Origin of the sequence: Paraburkholderia sp. GAS333 (assembly GCF_050435665.1) — a bacterium.
Lineage (GTDB): Bacteria > Pseudomonadota > Gammaproteobacteria > Burkholderiales > Burkholderiaceae > Paraburkholderia > Paraburkholderia fungorum_A.
The window spans coordinates 1-24,242 of the sequence record NZ_JBNDKS010000004.1; the positions used below are offsets into that span (position 1 = coordinate 1).

Annotated in this window: 18 protein-coding genes; 13 read left to right on the forward strand and 5 right to left on the reverse strand. The window is 55.2% G+C overall.

From position 1 onward, the window contains the following. Positions 1–321: 321 nt before the first annotated feature. The 4 genes from ABH945_RS22160 to ABH945_RS22175 all read right to left on the reverse strand — a co-directional run bounded on the left by ABH945_RS22160 (position 322) and on the right by ABH945_RS22175 (position 3,263). Positions 322–807 (reverse strand): DUF2971 domain-containing protein, encoded by a 486-nt coding sequence (locus tag ABH945_RS22160; protein ID WP_429251936.1) that lies wholly within the window; start codon positions 805–807, stop codon positions 322–324. A 407-nt stretch (positions 808–1,214) separates the two neighbouring features. Continuing rightward, positions 1,215–1,715, reverse strand: a complete 501-nt coding sequence (locus tag ABH945_RS22165) for a hypothetical protein (protein ID WP_429251937.1) — start codon at positions 1,713–1,715, stop codon at positions 1,215–1,217. Between the two features lie 111 nt (positions 1,716–1,826). Then, positions 1,827–2,132 (reverse strand): hypothetical protein, encoded by a 306-nt coding sequence (locus tag ABH945_RS22170; RefSeq protein ID WP_429251938.1) that lies wholly within the window; start codon positions 2,130–2,132, stop codon positions 1,827–1,829. Between the two features lie 327 nt (positions 2,133–2,459). Further along, complete coding sequence (locus ABH945_RS22175; protein WP_429251939.1) at positions 2,460–3,263, reverse strand: lipid II flippase Amj family protein; 804 nt, start codon at positions 3,261–3,263, stop codon at positions 2,460–2,462. A 758-nt stretch (positions 3,264–4,021) separates the two neighbouring features. Between ABH945_RS22175 and ABH945_RS22180 the strand changes: the two genes are divergently transcribed. Further along, positions 4,022–4,480 (forward strand): DUF4760 domain-containing protein, encoded by a 459-nt coding sequence (locus ABH945_RS22180; protein WP_429252287.1) that lies wholly within the window; start codon positions 4,022–4,024, stop codon positions 4,478–4,480. 318 nt (positions 4,481–4,798) lie between these two features. Here ABH945_RS22180 and ABH945_RS22185 read toward each other — a convergent pair whose 3' ends face one another. Beyond that, a complete protein-coding gene (locus ABH945_RS22185; RefSeq protein WP_429251940.1) occupies positions 4,799–5,779 on the reverse strand; it encodes a hypothetical protein in 981 nt (326 codons plus the stop codon). A 408-nt stretch (positions 5,780–6,187) separates the two neighbouring features. Between ABH945_RS22185 and ABH945_RS22190 the strand changes: the two genes are divergently transcribed. The 12 genes from ABH945_RS22190 to ABH945_RS22245 all read left to right on the forward strand — a co-directional run bounded on the left by ABH945_RS22190 (position 6,188) and on the right by ABH945_RS22245 (position 24,231). Next, positions 6,188–6,511 carry a hypothetical protein gene (locus ABH945_RS22190; RefSeq protein ID WP_429251941.1) on the forward strand — a complete coding sequence of 108 codons (324 nt, stop codon included), beginning with the start codon at positions 6,188–6,190 and terminating at the stop codon, positions 6,509–6,511. A gap of 1,352 nt (positions 6,512–7,863) precedes the next feature. Then, the gene (locus ABH945_RS22195; protein ID WP_429251942.1) at positions 7,864–8,874 is read left to right on the forward strand and encodes a hypothetical protein; all 1,011 of its coding nucleotides are present in this window, start codon (positions 7,864–7,866) and stop codon (positions 8,872–8,874) included. A gap of 268 nt (positions 8,875–9,142) precedes the next feature. After that, positions 9,143–9,940, forward strand: coding sequence for a TnsA endonuclease C-terminal domain-containing protein (locus ABH945_RS22200; RefSeq protein ID WP_429251943.1), 798 nt, complete (start codon positions 9,143–9,145; stop codon positions 9,938–9,940). A gap of 28 nt (positions 9,941–9,968) precedes the next feature. Beyond that, positions 9,969–12,407, forward strand: coding sequence for an integrase (locus ABH945_RS22205; RefSeq protein WP_429251944.1), 2,439 nt, complete (start codon positions 9,969–9,971; stop codon positions 12,405–12,407). 9 nt (positions 12,408–12,416) lie between these two features. Continuing rightward, a complete protein-coding gene (locus tag ABH945_RS22210; RefSeq protein ID WP_429251945.1) occupies positions 12,417–13,958 on the forward strand; it encodes an ATP-binding protein in 1,542 nt (513 codons plus the stop codon). Between the two features lie 79 nt (positions 13,959–14,037). Further along, positions 14,038–15,525 (forward strand): TniQ family protein, encoded by a 1,488-nt coding sequence (locus ABH945_RS22215; protein ID WP_429251946.1) that lies wholly within the window; start codon positions 14,038–14,040, stop codon positions 15,523–15,525. Between the two features lie 177 nt (positions 15,526–15,702). Further along, on the forward strand, positions 15,703–16,779 hold the full coding sequence (locus ABH945_RS22220; protein WP_429251947.1) for a TniQ family protein: 1,077 nt from the start codon (positions 15,703–15,705) through the stop codon (positions 16,777–16,779). A 1,859-nt stretch (positions 16,780–18,638) separates the two neighbouring features. Then, positions 18,639–19,403, forward strand: a complete 765-nt coding sequence (locus tag ABH945_RS22225; protein ID WP_429251948.1) for an SDR family NAD(P)-dependent oxidoreductase — start codon at positions 18,639–18,641, stop codon at positions 19,401–19,403. Positions 19,404–19,494: 91 nt separating this feature from the next. Then, on the forward strand, positions 19,495–20,820 hold the full coding sequence (locus tag ABH945_RS22230; protein ID WP_429251949.1) for an MFS transporter: 1,326 nt from the start codon (positions 19,495–19,497) through the stop codon (positions 20,818–20,820). A 47-nt stretch (positions 20,821–20,867) separates the two neighbouring features. Next, positions 20,868–21,644, forward strand: a complete 777-nt coding sequence (locus ABH945_RS22235) for an SDR family NAD(P)-dependent oxidoreductase (protein ID WP_429251950.1) — start codon at positions 20,868–20,870, stop codon at positions 21,642–21,644. Positions 21,645–21,712: 68 nt separating this feature from the next. After that, the gene (locus ABH945_RS22240; RefSeq protein WP_429251951.1) at positions 21,713–23,419 is read left to right on the forward strand and encodes an FAD-dependent oxidoreductase; all 1,707 of its coding nucleotides are present in this window, start codon (positions 21,713–21,715) and stop codon (positions 23,417–23,419) included. Next, positions 23,416–24,231: an SDR family NAD(P)-dependent oxidoreductase gene (locus ABH945_RS22245; RefSeq protein WP_429251952.1), complete on the forward strand. Its 816-nt coding sequence runs from the start codon at positions 23,416–23,418 to the stop codon at positions 24,229–24,231. The genes ABH945_RS22240 and ABH945_RS22245 overlap by 4 nt, the downstream gene beginning before the upstream one ends. The last annotated feature ends 11 nt before the right edge of the window (positions 24,232–24,242 follow it).

Here is a 24,242-nt window from a genome sequence, read left to right on the forward strand (position 1 = left end):
TAGCTGGCTTCGTCCGCTTGCGTATCGGTCTAACGCAATCGTGCTTCCCACAGGCCTTCACTAACCGGCTGTTCTGCACGTTTTTACACAGCCTCCGCCGATCGGGGGAGTTCGCCAGCGGCCGCTTACTGGCACTCCCGTTCGCTGAACATGGATTCGGCTGAATGACCGGTTTGGAGGAAGCTGCCTGACCGGGTTGGGTCGACCAGAGCCGGTCACCGTCGGATCGGGTGCGGCCATGAACGGTCTAACACTCCGACCGGCCATCGACCATTCGTATGGCGCAGTTTTCCTCCACACCGGACGTTAGACGCTCGGTCGTCAGTCGACAAGTTGAATACGTGTTGGTGATTTGTAGAGTACAGAGCGCTCCACTCGACCTTTAAATTTCAACTTTTCCTTGAAATAGAATGTGAATGCATCCACCAATTCCTGCGGGGCCCGCGGATCAAGTAGTATGCTGTCGATAATCTTGTGCGGGTTGACGGCTACGGAGATTCCTTCTCGATCCACCGATCGGTCGGCGTCTGGGCAATAAATGGTCGCACGCCATTCTGATTCGTGTTCGAATGCTTCGCGCTTCATGTACAGGATCTTTACCGCAGTGCTCAGATCAAATTCTTCTTCGAGAGAGTCAGCAATCTTACGAATTTCGATTTTGATGTCTCGCTGGCTCAAGTAGCTCACCGGTCCCGCTTTCCAACCGTATCCGAGTTGACTGGCATATGCTTTAACTGCCAAGGAAAGCTTCTTCGTCGACGTTGAGATTCTCACCCCCATGTGCGTAGGCGAATAGATGCGCCACATTGCGTCTGAGACGCCTAGTCGACACCAACATTGCGCAAAGAATGCGTGACTTCCTTGATGCTCGACGTGAGCTTCATAGGGATCCTCCCATGTTCGCGGATGCGCGAAATACAAGCTCTCGCTCTCGAAAATCTGAACTGCTCGGCTAAAGTCTAAGATGCGATAGAGTCTACCGGCACCAATCCCCGATGCGTTTGACATTACCAGTCTCTCCGTATGTCTTCACATTATCGAAAATGAAAAGTTGGCCATAATAAGCCCGTCCGCATGCCAACCTAGAGATCGAAAAGAAGGAACGTCTCGTCCACGACTTAAACTGTCTACAAACATCGCATCTTGGGCTGAGAGCGGCAACGAGCTGCTGTTTGCGAGATTTAACATGTTGACATGAACGGTTGACTTAAAGCCTACGCTACAACTTCCCGGTTTTGTGCTGCCACGCGATAGGCATGAGACAAGCGGAGCATTGCTTGGTCCTGAATGACGAAATAGGCATCTTCAATGCCGACCAACCTGACAACGTTGATAGCTCGCCAGTTCTGCGATGGCGAAATGCTGTGCGGAAAAAATTCATGGAAACGACTACGAACGTCCGCTTCCACCTTGCGTAGCTCGGCGTGCAACGCCCAATACCATCCGTAGACCTCAATCGGCACTCCGGTCGCCGTAACCCCAACCTTGGGTAAAACGGTACGCCCATTAACCTGTATAGCGAAATTTGTGTGGTTCGAGCGAAGGTTCTTCACTTGCTGCGGTGTGAATGCTTCGCCAGTGATTGACTTCGCCGCGAAGTGAAGTTCTGGCCAGTTCCGGTCCACGACCTCTAGCAATCGTGCGTTGTCAAACAGATCTGGCTCGTCGTGCGAAACGATGTCTATTAGGTAGGCTGTCTGTTCCTTGATGCGCAATAGTAATAGTTCGGACGCGCCCCGCCTTCGGGCTACAAAGCCCCGCTTATCGAGCGTATCAATAGTGTTGAGGTGTAGATGGTGAATGCCCCAAGTCAATAGTAGAGTGTCTTAGAACGCGGCACGAACCGCTAACGTTGAAAGATAAGGACGGACGCTTTGTCCATTCCGCAGCCGTAACACGATTTCGTCAAGAGCCTTTCTGTGCGTCCTGTACTTGGAGTTCTGTTGAATCTCGTCTGAAAGACGCACTACGTACGGCACTGGTGGAATAACGCGTTCGGCGCGCGTGTACAGCGCGGCGAAACGGCCCAACGCGGTATCGAAAGGCTTTGGTTTGTAACCAAGACTGGCTAGAAGCTGAACGGCTCGGAAATCCGCGTCAAAGACGAAATCCATCGCTACAAGTAACGGCATACCGAGCTCCTCGAATCAGCGTCCCAAGATTGTAACCGTCGACCAGATCGCGTCCCCCGCTGCACCGAGCGTACTGATACTAGTATCTGCAACGCTGGATGGGAATGTCTCATTTTGACGAGACAGCGGACTGGAGCCCAAACTGACCGAGTGACTCCAACGGGTCGGGAAGACGCATTGGCAAGTGGCCGCTTCCAGGCAGGTGAATTTCAATGACCGCTTTCCGGCGATGAGTTTGAAGAGCGGACGGACTCAGCCCGACCCACAAAGGACAGCTAAGCAGCTCTGAAGCGGCCATTCCGATGTACGGTACGCCACTTCTATCGTCTAGATTAGCTCGGCGACGCGTACGATGAGAAGCGCAGCCGGTACGAGGATTACTTGTGCACACACGGTCCCAAGAACACGTGCCCCGGCAAGGGTAGTGATAGCTCGCCGAAAGCTATTCTCGGAGATTCGGCCTTCGATCACGTCGTCCGTCATGACAGAAACCTGCGGGTCGATTACCACCGCCAGAACCACAGTCGCAAATCCATTAATGACCGACGATAGATTGGCGCACGTCACGCGCAAATCTGGCTTCAGGTATCCCGCGTAGAGTGACGCGAAAACTCCAACCGTCCAGATGGCCATCGCGCAGACGTTGAGAACTATCACCCGTCCAGAGACACCCGCACCGCTCGTCAGCTGCGAGATGTTTTGGCGTGACGGAATACGTGCACCGTCACGCATATAGTTGATGCCGCCGCGATTGAAAATGTGGAGCAAAAGACGCGGCAATGAACGATTGGCTTGAAAGTGCTCGACTGCGCGACTGAAATAGCGCTGGAACGTTGGGATCAGCAGCGCGCCGACTATGCTTGCCGCAGTGGCTGTAACCAGAAAGAGACGAAAGTCACTGAGCAATCCGCCTTCCAGATGCTGAGCTATATCAAGCTCGACACGTTTGGCGATGAACGGCCCTTGAAACGAGTTCGCCGTTCGGGAGACAAGGGCGATGATCCCGAACAAAGAGAACGACACGGCGATACGCCGCGTGCGAACGCCTGCGATCCGTACCGCATAGGCCAGCGTCGCGATGACGTGAATTACGAATGTAAGTCCGCAGATGATGAAAAGCTGAGTGTCCATGCTATCGCGACGAGGTTGGGCAAGTGTTGGAGTCTACCGGAGCCCGTCCCCGTTCCGATTGTTATCAACCAGACGTCCGATGCCGAACGTCCAATCCTGGGCGATCGGGTGAGTTCGCCAGCGGCCGCTTACTGGCACTCCAGTTCGCTGAACATGGGTTCGGTTGAATGACCGGTTTGGAGGAAGCTGTCTGACCGGGTTGGGTCGGACTGAGCCAATCAGCATCGGGCAGTAGTCGGCCCCAAACTGCCGTTCACATGCGTCGTGGGTCGAACGTTCAGACGTCGGGTACGTCCCGGTAACTGGCATTCGAGTGGCAAAGACGAATGCTCCTTCATCGGCCTAGTTGTTGCTTCGTCCGTCTAGCGGCTCCGCCCAACCTTGAAAGCGGTTATTCGCGATCGCACAAAAGGCGCGCCACCTGGAGATTTGTGGCGCGGCAAAGCATGTCAGCAGTGAAATCGCCTCTTTTACTCGCTGGCGGCCGACCGGCTGCGCGTGTTGCGTCTTTGTCGGAAGCCATGAAAGCGACTATCTTCCATGTCAGTGCCTCATCGGTGGGAATTGGAGATGACATGAGCGTCGTCAAATTCGAGTGGAAACGCGCGGCTTTTCTACTAGTGGGAATGATGCTAGGTGCTTTCGGGACGGCGTCGTAGCTGACTATCAAGTCCCTAAAAACGGATCGGTCCCCGTTATTCTGGACGTCGGTGGGCACGGTCGCGACTTGCATCGGCTCGGCCTTCACGGCTTTCAGTGTGTTGGTAGCGGCGTGGAGTTTCGCGTCCCAGGCACGTCGGGCCAGAGCCTCGCAGGACGTCGTTTTGCTCTTGCGAATGAGCGATGAGTTTGATAGTCCGCGCTTCCAGAAGGTAAGAGCATCTACGTGCGAAGGCTTGCTCGAGACCCCGCCTCAAGTAAGCCATGCAGTCATTGACTTCTTCGAACAAGTGGGTCTGCTAGAGCGCTACGGGCTCATAAGCACAGAATTCGTATGGCACAAATTCTACTACCCAATTTTTCATTACTATCATCTTACACAGAAATACCGAGAAGAAGTCCGTAGATCAGATAGCACTGTATGGGACGACTTTGAATCGCTTTACACAAGAATTTCGGCCCTTCAAGAGAAACGAGTACCTCATTCACCGGTGCGTCCAACGATGCAAGAAAACGTTGATTTCCTGAACGCCGAAATGCGATTCAGCCAAGAATAATGCGATTGTTGCGTAGGCCGCTGGTACCCTGGTCAGGGTTGACCTTTACACTATGCACCAGCAATTCCAGCCTGCTGTAATAGCGCGTCAAAGCGGGCAAATGCCCGGTCGCATTCGCCTGTCTGGTGGCGCGTTCCCGGTATTGCTGCTTCGATCTTGGCTCCATGCTCGGCAATGGTCTGCCGATGAACGCCAAACTCTGCCGCCAAGTGCATCGCCTTGCGAAGCAACCCCCTCGGCGGCGTCGGCGATTCCGGCAACACAACCAGTCGTTGAACACCACTTCGTCACTCGTGAACTGAGAATAGTACGTCATTATCAAACCGGCGCGCCGTCGTATGCGAGCTGATGTTTCCATTTAGAAAAGTCTTCCGACCAGATGCGGTATTGCGACATTGGTTGTGACGCCAACTGCTCTGCGTAGCCGCGTTGCTTCTGCAAGTCAGGCAACACTTTTTGGGGGATAGCGAGTCGAGCTGTTGCATCCTTCACCCATTCGTCGCTTAGGTCCGGCGGCGGAACGCCGAGATATACCTTCTGACTTGTAGCGTGCTCGAATTTCTCCAAGATCTTCACCTGCTTAGATAGAAGCCGGTCGACCGTCCGCACGACCCAAGAGTCTTTGGGCTGGTTCCGTCCGAACTCTGCCAAGAACTTGCTGACATGATCGTTCGCTTCCACATGGTCAAAAATGACGATTTCGCTGATAGGTTCGCAGTGCATTGCTGCCCGGATCGCATAGACCAGTGACCCTATGCTTTCAAGGGCTTGACCTGCATCGCCTTGGATGACCATCAATCGAGCGAGTTCCTCGGGGTCGACTGCGCTGGCAAACACGGTACTCTGCTGCAGAAAATGGCCGTAGGCCGCTTGGGCATCACTGAATTCCCGTTCTGCCCAACTCAAATGTGTTTTAAAAGTTTCAAAAGTTGCATCGTTGGTTCGGGAATAGCCCTCCATCTGTTCGAGCGTCATATTGCCGTATGTCATTCCACGACCACTTGCTTCGTGGATGATAGAAAGAAGTGAATGCTGTTGGGCCGACGTCAGTGCATTGCCAAGATGGACAAACCCCATGGCGGTACGCTTGACTACTCTCGTCCAGTCGCGCAGTAGCAAGTCGCCTCCGACCTTCATGGCGTTACTACGCTGTTGCTTCTGGCGGCGAAGAGTGAGCGCCGCTGTTACCGGAGCCACGAGCAAAACACTCAACAAAACGGGAAGCCCCGATGACAAAACCCAATTGCCTATCTCGGACAGTGTTGGCAAATGGCTTGTAAGTAGCGTTGGCACGTTCATCGTCAAAACTCCTAGGAAGCTTATGTCGCAGGCCTGTTCAACGGAGCCGTTCTACTGCCGCTTCTGATCGCGCATCCAAGAGGAGCGCGTGAACAGCTAGCCAATGTGACACACGAAACGTCCGGCGTCTCTTCACTCGGTTCGTCGTGCGGCGAGCCAATTGTCGACTAGGTGGTCGGAATTGCAATGCGGGCGAACGACTAGTATCGAATCGTGCAACTTGAATAGCTGAAGTACAAAGCAGGTGAAGCGCGAGCTGAGAATGGAACGGAAGCAGTTGACCGTTTCACTGCTTGACCGAGTGCGAGGAGACCTTGAATTCTGCGAATGACCGCTGTAGAGCCTAAGGTCGGCCGCTTTCTGTTGGAGTTGACCCTGTAATTCAGGAGACTTGGACACCGTAGGTTGATGATGCAGCGGTTCGCCGGAACTCCCGGGAAAAGCGGTATTCCAATGCCTTATGCGGGTGTCGCTCGTTATAGTGTTCGCTGGATCTTGCCTACGAAGCGTTTCAGGGCTGCTGAAGCACGCATAGCCCCGCGCGACGCCGTCCAGAAACCGCGCGGATTCCTTTGGCATCTGCGCGGTATTTTGGAGATTCTGCTGCTGTTTCTGATTCTGTCGATTGCGATGTACCTGGTTGGAGGCACGGTCAATGCGAGCATGCGACCGCGTTCATCGATGAGCCAAACATTTTATTTCTGTGCGGGGACTGCGTTGACCATCGGCTAAGGCGACGTGGTGCCGATTACCGCGATTGGCCGATTTGTCGCTGTCTTGCTCGGATTGCAATGGTTTGCTAATGACCGGCGTTACTACGGCTTGCGTCATCTACGGCATCCGGGCGGCGGTCCGACGCGCGGGCATCGTGCCACGTTGAATGCGCCTCATCGAGTCACGCGTGGACGAAAACCATCAACCGATATTCGTAAACAATTGTGGTTCGTTCATGTTGTCGATGAAATGTGCAAATGGCCCGCAGCCGGCGGGGAAACCCGCGTAGGAAAGCTGGGCCGATGGTCTTCATCAATGGCCGCTGTGGGTGGCGGATTCAACCGGTCGACGTCTGGCGAGACTCCAGTTTTGTGTGACGATTGCATGACCAGGACCCCGGTCACGGGCGACCGGCTGCATAGGATTGTTACCGGATTCATTGGTGTAGACCGCGCGTAGCAGGGATGAGCACTTCGACGCACATATCACGGACTATCATCCTGCTCATCTCGCCTAGGTGCGGGTAGGGAATTGCTGTTTGAATGCGACGATCTTCCATCTATTTCGATAAATCATCATGCGGTGCAGCAACGAAATTTCAATCGATCTTCTGCGGTAGAAAATTGTTCTCCACGGTCGAAACCATCCTGTCGGCGATTAACGACGCGAAGATTGCGGCGTAGCTTATGCTATGTGAGTGAACAGTGGAGGCATACCAGAAGAAGCGAAATTCGCAAGCTGCACTACGGGTCAAGTTTTAACGAGGTGACCACTCAATGCGCAACGCCCTGACGGTTTCGATTCTTATGCAGTAGATCGCGGAATCGAGATTTTGTCAAAGTGAGTGAAAAGTAAACTCGACGCTCTCGCTTACCAAGCAAGGCACTGCGGTACTTACCTGAAACGGGTTATACCAATAAAAATGGCAAAGCAATTACGTTAGGATAACTGACTATATGCTGTGTGATGAAAGAAGCAATACTTTTGGGAGATACGGAAAATCGATGCATAGTGCACTATCAATGAGCCGCTGTAGCGGCCAAAATTTGGATCGCGGGCTACTAACGGCGAGCCGGATGATGCGAGAGGGAGGGGCTTGCCATGAAAGCCAGATACAGGAATTTTTCACGCGTTGCAGAATAGATTTCTGTTGTATGACGCAAAAAAAGACGGGAGACTTCGCTCGCAGGATCGCGTTTTCCCGGATGGGGCTTTTATCGTTCCCGCGGAAAACGATTAGCTTGATGCAATCAGCTTGGGAGGTTGAGCGATGAATCAAGGGCCGTAACGCACGACCGTAGAAAGCAAAACGGGCACCCGGTTGGCGGACTGGGCGCCCGTTCTTCTCGGCTTGATGGCAGAGAACTGACTTGAACGGTTCTATCCTCTGCCTGATCGCCCATGTTGTCAAGTGCCGATTAAAGGAGGCAGGTATGAACTCGTCAGCGGATTACCGAAACGTTAAGAAACAACTTGGAGTTCGGGCATTGTATGTAGATAACGGCACCGAATTTCGCGGGGTGCCAGCCAAGCAGCCTTTAGAGCTTGCTGCACCAGAGATGTTGCGCTCGTCGACGGCAAGGCTTAAGTCGACGACCGCACCGAGCGAGCAGCCCTCGGCAGTGGAAGAGGCAAATTACGTTGGCGAGCCGCCTACAGGGCTGATGGTCACGTCGGGTGACCACGATCCTAAAATCATCCGGTTTATCGATGCCCCGAATATCGCCATGCGTCGAGCTGCGCTGCACAGACGCATGCATGAAGTCAGCGCGGATGGGGCTCGAAATCTGGTTGTTGTCAGCGTGCGGGGTCTGGCTAGCGTCCGTCTCAATCTCGCCGTTGTCTCGGCGACTACGAAATCTGCCTCAAGGGCGCGCGCAGTCGTAGGCATAGACGGTGTGGATCAATTCGTCGCATCTCCGGGGACGATTGCATGTCACATTAAGTCGTTGACAGACATGGATGTGTCCGTTATTTGCACGATCGACTCCCGACGCTTGAGCTGGGTGATTTTGGTGTTCTACTTGCGCGTGCTTGGGCTTCTGGCGATTCGCGAGAAACTTGCCATCGACGTCTGTATCGACTGGATGCGGGAGAAATGGTCTGCGAAAAGCGAGTGGATCGTCTGTTCTCTCCCCGCAGTAGGCGCGCGCGCCAAAGCTGAGTTTATTTACAGACGTCGCCTGCTGGATGGCCGGCTCGAAATGGTTCCCGACAACCTGTTCAATGCACCTGTCAAGGCCAAAGCGCCCTCGCGACAAGTTGCGGTCCGAAGCGCAGCTTGGCTGGCGGCAGCTCGGCGTGAACGAGAGGATTGCGCACGCGCATATCGGAATTCCTTCGCCATCGGACAACTTTTGCGGGAGAGCAGGATTCACTGATATCTCAGGCGTCGCGGGGGCGCCTGGACTTCTCGTGGCGCTCCTAGGGATATTGTCAGGATTGATAGCGCCGGGCGAAAAGTACGGGCTTGTTTTTAGAACGATCGTAACGGTTCAACAACCAATTCGTCCATGAAATATAACCCCGTTCATTCGGGGATGCTTCTTCTTCATAAAAATAAACATAGGAATACATAGGTATTGAATGGATGCAAGCGAAGAATGAGTTTCCGAAGGGAGATTGAACATGTCATCACGAACGCTGAGAATGAAGGAACGCACCCTTCGTCGAAAGCTCAGCGAGCAGGAACGTGCGAAGAAGGCCGGCACGTATTTGCGCTGGTTCCATACACGCGACATGCCCGGATCGGGAACAAAGACCCGTTTAGTATGCGAAAAAGCTGCTGCTGACGAACTGCACCTTATGTCCGACGCGGAACAGGCTGTATTTCTACAGGCTTGGTATCGGGATGATGTCGTGACAATTTTTGACCAGTATGCTCTTGATCGGGAGAAAACCCAGCGTGCCGCGCTAGCCCTCAGCATAGAACATCCGAGATACGACGGTCGGACAGAGCCAGCGGTTCTAAGCACGGATTTAGTGCTCAATGTTCGGTGTGGGAGCACGTATATCCGGGAGGCAAACTCCGTTAAGGCGGCAGGCTTCAGTGACGGTGAGCTCAAACGCACACAGCTGATCGAACGCAGGACGTGGCAAGACCAAGGAGCGATTTACCGTTCGATGACAGCTAACGGGATGCACGCAAATCTGTCGAAGAACTTAGCTTGGATTTTTCGGGCTCACAACGATACCGTCGGAAGACAGCTATCGAATACCGAGTTGATAGCTCAGCGGGAAATTCTTCGTCTTTTCCGCAGGCGCAAAGACATGCGGATCGTCGATGCATGCCGCTATATCGACCGCACTTTCGAACTGGCTTCGGGATCCAGCGCACAAGCCTTTCGCCAGCTCGCTGGTGGAAAATATTTGGCATTCAATCTGGATGTCCACGATCCTATCCAACTGCTGCTCAGTGAAGTCTGGCGGACGAAAAAGGCTGTTTGAAGATTGATGATGCGTTGCGGAGGCTGTCATGCCTATGAAATCCACGTACACGGAACCTCTTGTTGTACGCGACGTATTGAAAGAGCGTTTCGGAAGTACTATCTACATAGTACTGAAGACTGGGAAAGGATCGCGCTGGACGCATGTCATCGATATCGAGCATGATAAGAAGTCTGATAGTAATCATAAGGCGTTACCAATAAAGCTGAAAACAGATGATCTGATGGATCGTCTCTGCGAAGAATACAAAGAAGAGGATGCGCTTGAGAAGTTGAAGAAACTGCCGAACGATGTTTCTGCGAGGCGATACGTGCATCCGTTCGAATTGTCAAATCGTTCAGAGGAATATAAGGAAATTGCGACTGATCCAACGAAGTCAAAAGGCTGGAAACTTATTGTTGGACTTTTGACCTTTGACCTTCCTTTGGATGAAAATGGCAGCACGCCAGAGCCGTCAGATTACGGTGATGAATTCGAAGCGCTGCTTCATTCTGAAACGCGTCGAAAACGAATTTTGCGTTACTGCAAAATTTCGAAGCTCTCTGAAGACACTGTGCATAGGACATTCCGTCGCTATTGCCAGCGCGGATTGACCCCGGCCGCCGCCGCTGATGACTATGACTTAAGCGGTGGGCGAAATCAACAGCGTGAATGGAAAATCCCTCCTGGCAAGCATCCAAGGCACAAAAAATTTCGTGGTTCTGCGTGCGATCAGGAGGTTCGACGGCTGATTGCCCTAGCTGCAGACTACTACTTCTCGTTCAAGTACACGAAAGGAAAGAGGTCGCAAAAAACGCTGGGTCAGGCCTTGGACTGGTTACGCGTAACCTTCCTGCGGGATAGGGGCGTATACAACGAAAAAGGGGAACTAATCGAACTTAAGTTGAGTGGCCGAATAGTCATTACGGTAAGGCAGCTTCAGCATTACATATTTAAGAATCTCACGTACGAAGAGCGTCGGATTCGTAAAGTGGGCCTCAGACACTTCCTGCTCCACGAGCGACCACTAAAAGGCAGCCTGCGCACGACAAAGGGACCGGGAGAACGGTTCCATATTGACGCGACAGTTCTTGATATCTACCTGGTCGGCGAGATTTTACGAACCAAAGTCATAGGCCGTCCGGTTCTATATCTAGTGATTGACGACTACTCTGGAATGGCTGTTGGCTTCTATCTTACGTACGATCCGCCATGCTGGGATGGAGCGATGATGGCACTCGTCAACGCAGTCAGTCCCAAGGTTGCGTTCTGCCGGTCCTTGGACATTCATATTCGGGAAGACCAGTGGCCTGCTTGTCGTCTCTGCGAGGGAGTCTATGCGGACCAAGGAGAGGTGAGTAGCGTGCATAAAGCGCACCCGTTGATTTCTCACTATCGGGTCAACGTGTCGAATGCACCGGCCTATCGACCAGACCTTCGCAGCGTCATGGAGCGGCGCTTCGGGATCATACCGGCAATATGGAACCCTCTCGTTCCGGGGATTGTCGAGAAGAGCTCATTTGACCGTGGAGTAACACATCCTGCGTACCACGCGGCGCTGGACCTGAAACAACTTCAACGAGTCATATGTTATTCGCTGCTGAGTTACAACACACGCGCAATCCGTGGTTACTCGACTCCTCCAGAAATGATCGAACGGGAGCTTGCGCCGACGCCGCTCAACCTCTGGAAATATGGCACCGAAGTGAATGGCTGTGGTAGGCACGTCGATATAGACGAGTTTCGGGCCAAGGTTATGACTAAAGCGACGGCTTCAATTGATGAGCGAGGAATATTGCACAATGGTGTTCACTATGCATGTCCGACGTTTGATCTCATTGAGCGCCAAACGATGTTCAGAGCCGAACGAACACAAACAAAGATTGACGTCACATTCGACTCTACCGATAACAGCGCGATTCAGATACTTGGTTTGGGCGAGCCAATCACATGTCCGCTTTCAGAAGATGAGATTGGAGCCTTACAAGGCGTCACGTATCAAGAACAGAGCCTCGCGAAAGATCTTGACACGACCAATCGGGGCATGACTAAAGAAGCGAACGAATCTGAGCGGGCTTTGACCGACTTCAACATTTCGAAGATCGCGAAGGAAGCGAGGTCCATGACAGCAAGGGCGCTAAGAGAGGCGAATATGACGCGGCCAGACATCCGGGATATGGAGGACACGCGCAACGTCGAACAGTCAGTAGGAAAGAGTGTGCCAGCAGAAGATGTATTAAAAGATGGCAATAAAGTGAAGCGGAAGAGCAAATCCGGTAGGTCGTTCAAGAACGCCATCAAGAAAATTCCGCAAGCTTCTCGCGCGGAGGCTGCTGAAGATCCGGAGCAGAAGTATGACGAAGACGGAGACGCTTATGAAGAATCTGTGGATGATGTGAAGGTGACTTCAGGTGAAACCATTCAAATGTCTGCCAAAGAACTCAGCGAGAAGCGTGCAAGAAAGTTGCTCGCGGAATTGGACGAATAGGAGCATATCATGAGCATCAAGGAAACGATTGCGGAGATGATCGCGGGTAACAAGTCGAACCACCCGGACGCTGTTAAGCAATGCATCGTGTCATTGGAAGCGCGATACTACGATGGAGATGACTTGTTGCCTGAGTATCGCAAAAATCCACTGATTTCTGCGTTGGGGCGTATCTGGGACAAACGGGCAGTCCTTAAAGCGCTCGACGTCCCTATCGCTTTTTCTGAGGATGAACGCTCCAGATCCGAAGAGTATCGCATGCATGCCATAGGTAGACTATCACGGTTCGTGATGGCGCTCCCCGCTCATCTCGACGTAGTGAACACACTGCAGGTCATCGTGCGGCAGCACTACGTTGGAGTGAATGTCGGAGATGATTACGTCCAAGGCATCAAGGACCGCTATCGTGCGAATCAAGATGGGGAGCTTATGCCTATCTATCCGCACGAGCGGTCGCATGCCTATTGCGCTGGTATCTTCGGACTTTCTGGGGGCGGTAAGACAACGGCTGTTGAGTCGGGGCTCCGACTGCTGCCGCAGGTGATTCATCACGCGGAATACGGGTTGAATCAGGTTGTCTGGATAAAAGTGGATTGTCCTAAGAGCGCCAGTTTGAAAGACACTCTAAAGCTTCTGATGCTGGAGTTTGATCGTTTGCTTGGGACGAACTACGCGGCCGAAGTGGGGTCACGGGCGACGTTGGCAGATTATGCCAATAAGCTACATCGTATTGCAAAACGGCATCAAACTGGCCTCATTGTGATCGACGAAATGCAAAACGCGCTTCACGCTGTTGCGAGGAACGATCCGCTATTTGACTTCTTCGTCAATCTCACCAACGTGGTGGGCATTCCGGTCATTGTCAGCGGTACACCAAAAGCGGCTCAGCTATTTCGGAAAACGCTGCGATCGGCGAGACGTATCAGCAGTCAAGGCGTCATCACCTGGGATGCGATGAGGAATGAGGATGATTGGAGGCGATTCTGTAACCAACTGCAGAAGTATCAATGGCTTGTTAATCCTGTGCCTCTCTCTGACAGCCTGCGGAAGTATTTTTCGTTCTTGACCCAAGGGCTGCCCGGCGTTGCGGTACCTCTTTTCCAGCTAGCGCAGTACGCGGCAATCTCTTCAGGCGCCGAAAGACTTTCCAAGCAGATCTTTAGGGACGTGTTCGATGAAAAGATGGCGTCATTGAGGCCGATGATGAGCGCTATTCGTTCGGGAAATAAATCTCGGATGACCGCATATGACGATCTGTTGGGCGACACACTCGACGATATCGTTGATTCGGTAAATTCCGAAGCGAAGCGCCATGGTTTTCAAGAATTGGCGATGGAGCACGACAAGAATGAGTCAGCGATCAGTGCCGTGTCCAGGTTGCTGCTCTTGGGTGTTCCGCAAGAGTTGGCATCGTCGCTCGTGAGCGCAGTGCAGATGGAATACCCGAAGGCTTCATCCCAGGATTTGAGTAACGAGGCTGCGCGACGATACTATCAAAAGAAGGCTCCGGCAAATTCGCTGAAGAATGGCGAGGCGGAACCTGTGATATGAGAGTGGTAAACCCGAAGGCCGCGGCGGCATTCGGGTTTGTATTCACAGAAGCAAAGTGGCGAAAGCAGGGAGGGATGATATGGCTATCGCACTGTTTCCTCATTTGGATGGCGAGACGCTTGGCAGTAATTTTGGGCGATATGGCGAATTCATTGGTGTCGAAAGCACGCTGGCCCTGAGGCGTCGTCTCTTTGGATATCCATGTAAGCCAGATACCAGGCTTCCAAGTGGCCTGAATCATCTCGCTGAGGAAACTAAAGACTACTGGAATTTGGATGCTGAGCAAATCATTAAGAAGGGCACAGAGTTCTACTACGCAACGGCCACCATGTCTGCGAAGCAGAGAGAAACGATGTTGTCAGATATGCTAGAGCAGCCTTGCAGCCGCATTTTACGAAGAAGCGCTGGTGGATGGGGCGCCGAGTCCGTCGCGAAGTTCCGATACTGTGAAGAGTGTTTGGCGCAGTGGCGAGAGAACGGGACACCTGCACATTGGATGGTAGACCATCAACTGCCGGGTGTGTATGTCTGTGCTGTCCATTCAATGATGCTGAAGGTCGCGAAGCAGGGTATTTCACAAAACCTCACAGATCATACGGTTATGGCATTGAAGGACGTGGAAGATGAAGAAATCTTGGTGCGAGCGTCGTCCACCGAGCGGGCAGCGTTCGCAGAGGTGGCAAAACTTAGTGCCCAGTACAGGATCGGGAACGGCCGTGTTCCCTCAGCGGCCATGTATCGTGAGTTGCTTCGAACGGGTGGATATGCGTGGCTTACCGGTGGCGTCGATATTCGAACGTTCACTGCTTCGATGGTTGAATATTTTGGACATGAGTATTGCCAGCTTACAGGTCTCAGCTTGAAAAGGCTTGCCATATGGCTGAAGAACATCGAAGGTGATGTAGCAGGCGGGGAGGCCTCTCATCCATTTGTATTCATTTCCGTAGTTTCATTGCTGAATGCCCGATGCGCGTCGCCTGGAACGTTTATTCCAGCCAAACGAAATGAAGATGCTGAAATTGCGGAGGTCTCGACCGAGAATGGGTATGACGACTCATGTCAACGCAGAGAGGGATTGCTATGCAAAGGAATTATTCATCGAGCTAACGACATATGGCGAGAGGATCCGAGTGATTGCCAAGGGCGCGAATTGGTTTGCTCCTGCGGCGTCACCTATAGGGCTTCCGAGGTGAGGCGCTCTGTAGACGAGGACATGAGTGTGATTTCTTACGGTGAACGCTATCGGGACTTGGTTTCCATGCGCTTCGCCGACAACTTTAACATCGGTAGCAAAGCACAAGGTTTCTCTTCGGTAAATCCTCGGCTCTTGCGTTGGGCACGCTTCTCTGGGTTTTCTAGGCGTAGAGAATTATCTGAAGAGACGATTCAGGATTTGCGTGACCAATGGATAATGATCGTTAAGAGCGCACGACCGGAGAAGCGAGTTCTAACGTCCTATCAGATTGATTCGAGATTGTATAGAACATTATACCGGCATGACAGGAAATGGATTTCTGAATTCAATAAAGAGAACCGGACTCAATTTTTTAAAAAGAAGAAATTGTAGAAGAGCATTTGGATGAGCCGGGCCCTGATTCGGATTGCAATTTTTCCGATAAAGGCTTTGTCTATGGCTAACGTTTTTTGATAACAGTGGGATGCCGACTTGTTATCGTGATACCGCTACGTGGTGGTTCGGAGTTGTCGACCCGCGGACGTATGGAATATATGGAGGGGTACTGCCATGGCCGTTGCGCTGCTGCCGCTGATGGATGGAGAAAATCTCCCAAGTAATTTTGGGAGATATGCGGAGTATATGGGCATAAAATCTACCGAGACTCTTAGAGCACAACTTTTCGGCTATTTCTACAATGCAGGCACGCGGCTCCCGAGTGCTATCGACTATCTTGCTGAGCAAACTAGAGACTACTGGAGTCTGACTGGAAATGAAATAGTTTTCCAGCACACTGAATTTCGCTATGCAACAATGGTGTCGTCTGAGCCGACTCGAAAAAAGCTGCTTGAGAGAATGCTTGGTAAGCCGTTGGGTGAAAATGGCTCGCTAAGAATATTAAGGTTTGATGGTGAGCGTGTAAAAAATTTGCGCTACTGTCCAGAATGTCTTTCGGAGTGGAAAGCCAGACAAAGACCCATATACTGGAAGATGGATCATCAGCTAATCGGCGCCTACGTTTGTTCAGAGCATTTCTGTGTTCTTAGGTCGGTCGAATTTGGGCATGTAGACACCCACGGCGATGTGCCGGTCATGACTTTGGTCAAGGCATCTGATGGACCGATTGTCCGTGACGTCGATTCATCAAATAAGGTCGCGATTGAGGAGGTTACTAAAAGAAGTGCTCGTCAGAGACGCGAAGGCGGTGCGTACCGGCCAGTTGGCAGCTATCGCGATTTATTACGAGATGCAGGGTTCGCTCGTTCCGCTTCCCTTGTCCGACATAGCGAAGTTATATCTGCGTGGTCTGACTTCTTTGGTAAAGAGTATTGCAACCTGACAGGGATGAGCGCTGCAAGAATTTCGTCATGGCTTGGTCGTTTAACGGGATGGGAAAGCTATGAGACACCCCATCCGTTTATGTTTATCGCGGCGGAGTGTTTTCTTGAACATCTTATTTCTTCGCCGGGTTCATATTTGCCTGTGGCGCTACTTAAATTGCAAGAGGGGGTAGCACTCGCGGAAGGCGTCAAGTGCGAAGGGGCGTTGCATCGAAATTCAGATGTTTTGAACTTTGCGGGGGGGGCTAAGAAGATCTGGAGGATGGAAGCTAGTGTGCACATGTGGCATATCATATCGAATGCTTGATTCGTCTCAATCTGCCGTTGTCAAACTGACGCCGTTTTCATACGGAGCTCGATATAAAAGCCGATTTAATGTACTTGTAAAAAAGGAGGGGGTGCCAAACTCGCCTCTGAAAAATTGCATTTGAGTAGAAGCACCGCGTTAAAGTGGGCTGGTGCGGAGAACTCGACAAAAGATATGACGCTAACTCAGCGCGGAATCAGTAGATTGCGCACAGAATGGCGTCTTGTTGTGAAGAGCATTTCATCGGAAAGGCGCATCTCTTCTGCAGCCGAAACCAAACCTGATCTATATCAGACACTTCTGAAAAATGACCACGATTGGCTTATCAACTTCAATGCAAAGCATAGGTCTTGGCGACCGCAAATCTCATACAATGTGCGCGAACCGACAACGGACGAAATTCAAAAGGCATGGCAAGAATTGCTATTAGACGAACCTCCGGTTAGGACCACTGCTGCCGCTATATGCGCAAAGGTAGGGTTCTGGGGCACCCGTGACCGGGATACACCGTCGTCTCTCCTACTGGCGCAGTTGACTGAATCTCGTTCCGCCTATCTTGAGCGAGTTTTGTCTTGGCTTGCTAAGCTGGCATCGGAGCATCGATTGGGCAACTGCGATGCGGCTTTACGGCGGGCCGGGTTACGGATACGCAGCTTCTCGGGTGTGCAGCGAAGCCGAATCCGGGAAATCGACTCGCTGGTCGCCGGCCCTGATCAATAGATTCGTGTGTTGTAGCCACGCACCCTGAACGCAATCTGGACGCGCCGATGCATCTTCAACCTTTAGCCACTACCGCGATGTCTTGGCGTCCAGTCTTGTTGAGGCAACTGGACTGTGCACCGCAAATGATCGACCGAGCCGATAGTTTTTGGTGATTCACTATAAAAGACGATTGTTTGAACAAGTGGACCTAAATCGACGTTGCCGCTTCTAGCTGCGGCAACAGAAAGGGCCATAGCTTGGAAGAGGCTGCGTGAGCTCAATTTCCCTCTGCGAACTGACTAGTTTGTCGGCGAAAACGTCGTCGTCGATGGCTGTTGCGATGCACAACATATGTGATGCGGCCCGAATTTTTGATGTTTATCTAACGCTTGTGCGAAGGGCCTCCCGCACACTTTATGTTTGCGAAATTAACGCAGTCAGGGGGATGGCATTCGCTCCCGCAGACTTTTGCAGGTTTTTGTGGACATAGATGCAACGAAACAATGGGCCTCACAGCCATGTTTTCCCGCAGACTTTAGTGTGCGCAGATAGGGGCTATGGGGAGACAACAAAGTCTGTGGGAACTGCGAAATTCTGTGTCCGTTGTCGGACTGAAGTGATCGGGTGGCTTCACTTGCGGTCGTAGTAGCCGCTTCATAAACGCCGCCACATTCGCGCCATCGCTGATCAGCGTACGCCAATGCCCTGCGCTAACAGCAGGCAGTCTTACTTGAAGCCTTCGCCTCGCGGCTGAATCCATCCCTGGTCTTCACACAGTCGACAAACCATCCGAATCCAGCGGGCCGGTTTGCGATTGGCTCCGGTCCCATCGCGGCTCGCATCGCACGAGGTCCGACAGACTACGTGGGCCTCTCTGCTCAACTTCTGATCCCGCGACTGCGGACGAGGCAGCTATCTCGTGCACTTCCGACAAGCTGGGCAGGCCGTCACCGCGTCCGGCGCAACGGCTCACGACCGTTCGGTATGGACTTTTATCGTGACGCGATTTCTCCGAAAACATATCTCGCCGCCCTATCCCACTGGGGTTGAGTGCGCCTTTTCTTGGGATTGCCCCTGCCAGGGGATTTCCCGCATTGTTCCGCATAATGGGTGGAGTTACGCTTTGCGTAATCAATTACGCTAATGGAGTTTGTAAAGTGCACGAAACCCACAGCAGCCAGTCGGCAGACCATCAGAAAGCGGTTGCGATCGTCACGGGCGCGGGCGGCGGCATCGGTGCGGCGATTACGCGACGCCTTGCGGCGGATGGTTTCCATGTCGCCGCCGTCGATATCTCGGGCGAGGCGTTGGCAAGCGTAATCGCCAGCGTGCAGGAAGCAGGGGGATCGGCGGAGGGCCTCGTGGTGGATCTGCGCGACGAGGATGCGGTCGGCGCGTTCGTTACGCGTCTGCCGCGTGTGGACGCGGTGATCAACAATGCCGGCGTGTTCGACGAGCGCGCCTTTATGGATTTGCGCGCGGAAGACTTCATGCGTCACTACGATCTGAACGTCGTCGCGCTTTTCCGCATGGCGCGCCATGCGTCGGCGCGCATGACCGCCGGCGGCAAGATCGTCAATATCGCGTCGCGCGCCTATCTCGGCGCGCGTAATCACGCTCACTACGTGGCGGCGAAGGCCGCCGTTGTCGGCCTCACGCGGGCCATGTCTATGGAACTGCTGGGGCAGGGCATCCTCGTCAACGCGGTCGCGCCCGGCCTCGTCGATACGCCGATGCTGCAGGCACTCACGCCCGAGCGTCGCGCGGCGCAACTGGCGTTGCAGCCTACTGGCCGCGCTGCGCGTCCCGAAGACATTGCCAACGCAGTGGCCTTCCTCGCCGCGCCGCACATGGACTTCATCACCGGTCAGATCCTGATGGTCGACGGCGGCAAGTCACTCGGCGGCACCGCGGCACTCTAAAGGCCATATCCACCGGACACAGCGCGCCAACCCACTACATCAACGATAAAAAGGCATGGCATACACGAGCCCACGCCTGAAGGAGACAACCATGAACGCTGCAGAAGAAGCGGCCGTACTGAAAAAGACGGCATGGCGGCTGATCCCATTCCTGTTCCTGCTGTACATCGTCAGCTTCGTCGATCGCACGAACGTCGGTTTCGCTGCATTGCAGATGAACCACGACATCGGACTCACACCTGCGATGTACGGTCTCGGTGCGGGCATCTTTTTCATCGGCATGTTGCCCTTCGAGGTGCCGAGCAATCTGATGATGGTGCGCTTTGGCGCACGCGTCTGGCTCGCGCGCATCATGGTCGTGTGGGGGCTCGTCACGCTCGCCAGTTCGATGATCACCGGGCCGCACTCGTTCTATGCCGTGCGTTTTCTGCTCGGCATTAGCGAGGCGGGTTTCTTCCCTGGCGTGCTGTTCTTCCTGACGTTCTGGTTTCCGCGCGAACATCGCACGCAGATCATCGCGCGCTTCATGATCTCGTTGCCGATCGCGGCCGCCATTGGCGGTCCGCTGTCGTCGCTGATCCTGCAGTGCTTCGACGGCGTGGCGGGTATCCCCGGTTGGCGGTGGCTGTTCGTCGTCGAAGGCATCCCGGCCGTGATACTCGGCATCGTCACGTGGCGCGTTCTGCTCGAACGCCCATCGCAGGCCCGCTGGCTGACGCCCACACAGCGCGACTGGCTGCAAGCCAGGATCGATCTCGAGATGGAAGAAGACCGCGCACAGGGCGACCCGCACAGCGCCGCACATGTGTTCAAAACGCTGCTCGACTGGCGCACGCTCGTTGTGACGTTCACGGGCGTGTGCTTCGTGATTGGCTTCTACGGCGCGGGCTTCTGGCTGCCGCAGATCATCAAGACCTTCCATGTGACGACGATTCAGATCGGCCTGCTGAGCGCGCTGCCGAATCTGCTCGGCGCGATCGCGATGCTGGTGTGGGCGCGCCGCTGCCGCCGCCGCGCGATGCGTTTGTCCGACGTGATCTATCCGTTGTTGCTCGCGTGTGTCGCGTTCGTCGTCGCCGCGAATTATCTCGACCGGCCGGTGATCGCGATGTCCGGTTTCTGCGTCGCGATGATCGGTCTCTATGCGTGCATGCCCGCTTACTGGACCCTGCCGACCATGTTTTACAGCGGCACAGCCGCCGCGGCGGCACTCGCGTTCGTCAATGCCGTGTCGAACCTCGGGGGCTTCTTCGGTCCCGCGATCATCGGTTGGCTGACGCAGACGAGCGGGAGTTTCAGGATCGCCATTGCGACGATGGGCGGCTTCGTGCTGCTCGGCGCGATTGCGTTGCTACTGCTGCTGCCCGCTTATCAACGTCACCGCGACACGACGCGTGCCCGTTCGGTTGCGGCGTAAGTCCCGTTGATCCGTCATTCGAAAACGACCATTCAAGAGAAACGACTATGAATCAATCATCGGTAACAACACGCCATACGGCGCTCGTGACGGGCGGCGCGGGCGGCATCGGCGCCGCTATCTGCCGGTATCTGGCCGAGGCCGGTCATTGCGTCGCCGTCGCCGATCTGAATGCCGGGGCGGCGGCGCACGTGGCTGCTGAACTGCCGGGCACGGGTCACTTCGGTGTCGGCATCGACGTCGCCGACGAAGCTTCGGTGCAACGCGTGTTCGATGAAGTCACCGAGCGGGCAGGGCGCCCGAGCATTCTGATAGCAGGCGCGGGCGTGCTGTTCTTCAAACCGGATGGACAGCGTCCGCTGGTCACCGAAATCTCGCTCGCCGACTGGCAGCGCACGATGACGATCAACCAGACGGGATGCTTCCTGACCTGCCGCGAGTTTGCGCGTCGACTGCCCGAAGGTCGTTCGTTCGGCAGGATCGTCACGATCTCGTCGGTGACGGCGCAACTGGGCGGCTATCGCTCAAACGCCGCGTATATCGCCAGCAAGGCCGCCGTGCTTGGTTTCACGAAAGCGTTGGCACGCGAACTCGCGCCGCAAGGCATCACTGTCAATGCCGTCGCGCCGGGTCTGATCGACGCGCCGATGTTGCGCCTGTCGCTGCCGCAGGCACGCGACGCCGAAGTGTCGGCAGCAATCCCGCTCGGTCGGATCGGCCTGCCCGAAGATGTCGCCGACGCGGTCGCGTATCTCGTGTCGGAAGGCGCGAACTACCAGACCGGCACGACCATTGACGTCAATGGTGGATACCGGATGCAGTAGCGACTCATGCCGCGCGCGCATCGCGTGCGGCAGACAGGTGCGGCGTTGCCGCACAAGGAAGGTGACAGATGAATAGTGAATACGATGTAGTGGTGGTCGGCTCGGGCGCAGGCGGGCTGAGCGCGGCGCTCACCTGCAAGGCGCGCGGACTGTCTGTGCTGGTGCTGGAAAAGACCGCTTTGTTCGGCGGTTCGACGGCTGTTTCGGGCGGTGCCGTGTGGATTCCGCAGAACATGCATATGGCGGGCGTCGGACACACCGATGCTCGCGAGAAGGCCATCGCCTATCTGCAGGCGACGGTCGGCCCGGCACTGCGTCCGCAGATGGTCGACGCGTTTCTGCAATACGGACCGGAGATGGTCCAGTTCATGGAAGCGAATACGGAAGTGCATTTCATCGCGCGTCCCGTTTCGCCGGACTACCAGCCGGAGCGCGAAGGCGCAGCGCAGGGCGGCCGCACGATCGACCCCGCGCCGTTCGACGGGCGCCTGCTTGGGTCGCTGTTTTCCGCGCTGCGCGGTCCGCTGCCGACTTTCCTCGCGCTCGGCGGCATGATGGTCAACAAGAAAGACATCGACGCGCTGCTGTCGATGCATCGCAACGTTGCGTCGCTGCGCCATTCGCTCGGCCTGCTGTCCCGCTATGCCATCGACCGGCTGAAATGGCCGCGCGGCACGCGGCTCCTGCTCGGCAATGCGCTCGCGGCCCGTCTTCTTAAATCGGCCGTGGATAAAGGCATTGCGCTCGAACGCGAAGCCGATGTCGTCGCGCTGGTGCATCAAGGCGAGCGCGTGACAGGGGTGCAGGTCAGGCAGCATGGCAAGACGATCACGGTGCACGCGCGCCGCGCTGTCGTACTCGCGACGGGCGGCATTCCGCAAGATCTGCAACTGCGCAAGATGCTCGTTCCGCATGCCGACGTACATCGTTCGATGTCGCCGGTGAGCAATTGCGGCGACGGCGCGCGGCTCGCAATGAGCCTGGGCGGGCGTCTGGCGACAGGCAATGTCGGCGCTGCGTTCTGGACGCCCGTGTCGATCATGCGCGACGCGAACGGGACGGAGACGGTGTTTCCGCACCTCGTCACCGATCGCCAGAAGCCTGGCATCATGGCCGTGAACTCGGCTGGCCGGCGCTTCGCGAACGAGGCGTCCTCGTATCACGAGTTCGTCACGTCGATTCATCGCGAACACGGGAACGTGCCGTGTGTTCCGGCGTGGCTCGTGTGCGACAGCCGTTTCCTGAAGACGTATGGCATGGGACTCGTGCGTCCGCGCACGCCGAGCCTCGACCGCTTCCTGCGCTCGGGCTACCTCAAGCGCGCGGACACGATCGACGGGCTGGCGGCTCTGATCGGTGTGCCGCCGGCCGCGTTGGCAGAATCGGCCGAGCGCATGAATCTGAGCGCGGCGAGCGGCGAGGACCGCGATTTTGGGCGCGGCCGTTCCGCTTACGACCGTTACCTCGGCGATTCCGCGAACAAACCCAACCCGTGTCTCGGGCCGATCCGGCAGGCTCCGTTCTACGCGGTACAGATCACGCCGGGCGACATCGGCAGCGCGACAGGTATCGACGTCGATGCGAAATCGCGCGTGCTTGGCGCCGACGGCACGCCGATCGCCGGGCTGTTCGCCTGCGGCAACGACATGAACTCGATCATGGGCGGCACCTATCCGGCCGCCGGGATCACGCTGGGGCCGGCATTGACGTTCGGCTATATCGCCGGCATGACCATTAGTGAAAACGAACGGGTTAGCAAGGAGGCTTTGGCGTGAGCGAGACCGCACGAAACACTTCATCTGCGATGGCGCGCGTCGCTCTTGTGACGGGCGCGGCGAGCGGCATCGGCGAGGCCGTGTGCCGGATTCTGGCGGGTTCGGGCGTAGCGATTGCAGCAGCGGATCAGAACGCGGCAGGCCTTGCGGCCCTGCAAGACCGGCTCGGCCCGGGCGTGCGCTTTCTGAGCGCAGTGCTCGACGTACGCGACGAGGCGGCGCAACAGGCGTTCGTCGCCGACGTCGAAGCAAAGCTCGGCGCGATCACCGACGTCGTACCGTGCGCGGGACTCGCACGCAGCGCCCCCGCCGAAGAAATGACGGGCGAGCAGTGGGATCTCGTGCTCGACATCAATCTGCGCGGGACCTTTCTCACCTGCAAGACGGCGGCGGCCGTGATGTTGCCGCGGCGGCGCGGCAGCATCGTATGTCTCGCGTCGATCACCGCGCGTGGCGGCCAGCCGGGCCGCGCGAATTACGCGGCATCGAAGTGGGGTCTTGTCGGGCTGGTGAAGAGTCTCGCGAGCGAATGGGGCAACCGCGGCGTACGCGTGAACGCGGTCGCGCCGAACGGCGTCGATACACCAATGCTGACCGCTGGCGTGCCCGAGCATTTTCGTGAAGGTGTGATGCTGGACCGCACGCCGCTCGGCCGCTTCGCGCAAGTAGAAGAAATCGCGCAAGGTATCGCGTTTCTGCTGTCGGATGCCGCGTCGTATGTCACGGGCACCGTGCTCGATATCGACGGCGGACTGACTGCGGGCTACCTGACCCACAAACAGGGCTCGGATTACGCACTGCATCAGCGTTGAACCGGCGTCCC